Genomic DNA, 1,872 nt, shown 5'->3' on the forward strand with positions numbered 1-1,872 from the left:
TCTTCAAGGGAAGGATTCTCACCTTCATCCATCTGGTAGTTAGAACATAAATTCCCTAAATCATACCCCTCTCGTTTCGAAAGGCTCCTATTTAGAACGAGCCGCACCGTTTCTCTTGTTGTGCTTGTTCAGTCTCCACGATGCCTCGGATACTACCAAGCATCTGGTCAAATAGTTGCTGACCCGGTTTGAGATAATTGAGGTTGATTTGAATCTGATTTTGAAACAGCTTGGTTCTTTGATTGAGGAAGTCTTCTAAAAACTCGATATTATCGTCTTTGAGACTAAATTCACGGATTTTTTTTAGCCATGTGTCATAGTTGGCGGCATTGGTAGCGATCGCAGTTTTATGATCCTCCAGGTCTCGCAGATGACCAGCATACTCAAAGGTCTTGGGTGGCATCTCCGTCAGTTTCTGCTTCAGTTGCTCTAGCCGTGTTTCTGGATCCCTTGGCAATTCCTTGAAGCCTTTAACCTCTTGTTCCAGTTTCCCATAGAGCTCTCTGGTTTTGCCATAACACCAACGGGCTTCATGATAAGCAAACAGGATTTTACTGCGACAGCACAACAAATTGAAAAATGACAAAGAAGTCTTTTCAACCAGCTTTAAGGTTTCTGGGTGACGGTTTAACCAGACCAGAACGTGACATTGCTCCGTTGGTTTCTCCTTACCGTTGTCATAGGCAAAAATTGGGCTACCAAATAACTGCCCAGATGCCATAAACTCTGGTTTTTGGTCGCTTCCCTGGAAAAAAGCATCCACACAGGCATCGGCTAACGTTCTATCTTCCTCGGGAGTGCCCACGGGTTCCCCATAGAGCACTAAGGTTTGTCCCAAGGAAGCCTGAATATTGCTGGCTAGGAGGCACCCTTGGGGATTTAACCGATTAAATTGACTAGCTGGAACGGTGACATTTTGGTAATACAGAGTTATATCAATGGCATAAGTATCATGAATTTTAACCGGATAGACATCTACTTTTAGGCCAGAGCCTGCTATGTGCAGTGGTGGCGTATAGGTTAAGCAAACATTATCAGGCAAGAGTTCTAGATAACGGCTTGTGATTGCTGTTTGGCTTCGAGAGGATTTTAATTTTTCAGGAAAGGATTTCAGCTCTGGGATTCCAAAGGGTTCACTGAGCTGAGCACAGTGTTGCCACAACTGATCCGCATCCTGTCGCAACTGTCCCAGTTCTTGGCTTAGGTCTTGGCAGAGATGGAAGGCATAAAGGGTGACGCTGGGGTTTTTGATGGGCAAGGCAGAATCAGGCATCAGCCTTTGGGAGTGTTGGGTTTTTGGGTGTCTTCAGTAGAACTCTTGCGGAGGGCATTCATCAAGGTTTCCCCTAGGTTTTTTTCGTCTTCGGCTTTAGTTTTATCAGTGGGGAAAGTGCCTCCAGGTCCGAGTTCACCGATTGCTTGGCTAGCAAGTAGAACATCTAGAGCATCGTCAATAACTGGATCAGATGTACACCAGTTATCAATCTCATCTGCTAATCCCTCCACATCATGATTAGATAGGGGAGTAATTATCGCTTCCAGTTCATTGCGATCCTGTTCAGAAAAAAGATCTGGTTGCGTGTTGATTAGCTTGATGAAATTTCCTATTGCTTGAATCTCAGTGTTCATAGTCTTAACTCCTATTGACCAATTGCACAAAATGCTGCCCAATGGTAGGGTTCTTCAAAAGGCTTATCGCTGGGGCTTAGATAGGGTTCTTCAAAAGGCTCCTCGCTGAGGCTTAGATCCCGAAAATCATCATTCTTCAAAAGCGGAGCACTCAAAAACAGCTTTTGATAACCCTTTATAGATAACCTCTTAATCCAGAGCAATAAATTTTCCTTAGTCACATCCCGCAGCCAGAGTTGCGCT

Annotated in this window: 3 protein-coding genes; all 3 read right to left on the reverse strand. The window is 44.5% G+C overall.

Annotated features, from left to right (window positions below; translation table 11 throughout):
• Window positions 1–91: 91 nt before the first annotated feature.
• The gene (locus F6K49_RS44965; protein ID WP_293108574.1) at window positions 92–1,273 is read right to left on the reverse strand and encodes a hypothetical protein; all 1,182 of its coding nucleotides are present in this window, start codon (window positions 1,271–1,273) and stop codon (window positions 92–94) included.
• On the reverse strand, window positions 1,273–1,629 hold the full coding sequence (locus F6K49_RS44970; RefSeq protein WP_293108577.1) for a hypothetical protein: 357 nt from the start codon (window positions 1,627–1,629) through the stop codon (window positions 1,273–1,275). The genes F6K49_RS44965 and F6K49_RS44970 overlap by 1 nt, the downstream gene beginning before the upstream one ends.
• Before the next feature lie 11 nt (window positions 1,630–1,640).
• Window positions 1,641–1,872: hypothetical protein (locus F6K49_RS44975; protein ID WP_293108580.1), on the reverse strand; the 232-nt coding region annotated here is incomplete at its 5' end.

It is taken from the genome of Moorena sp. SIO3I6, assembly GCF_010672095.1.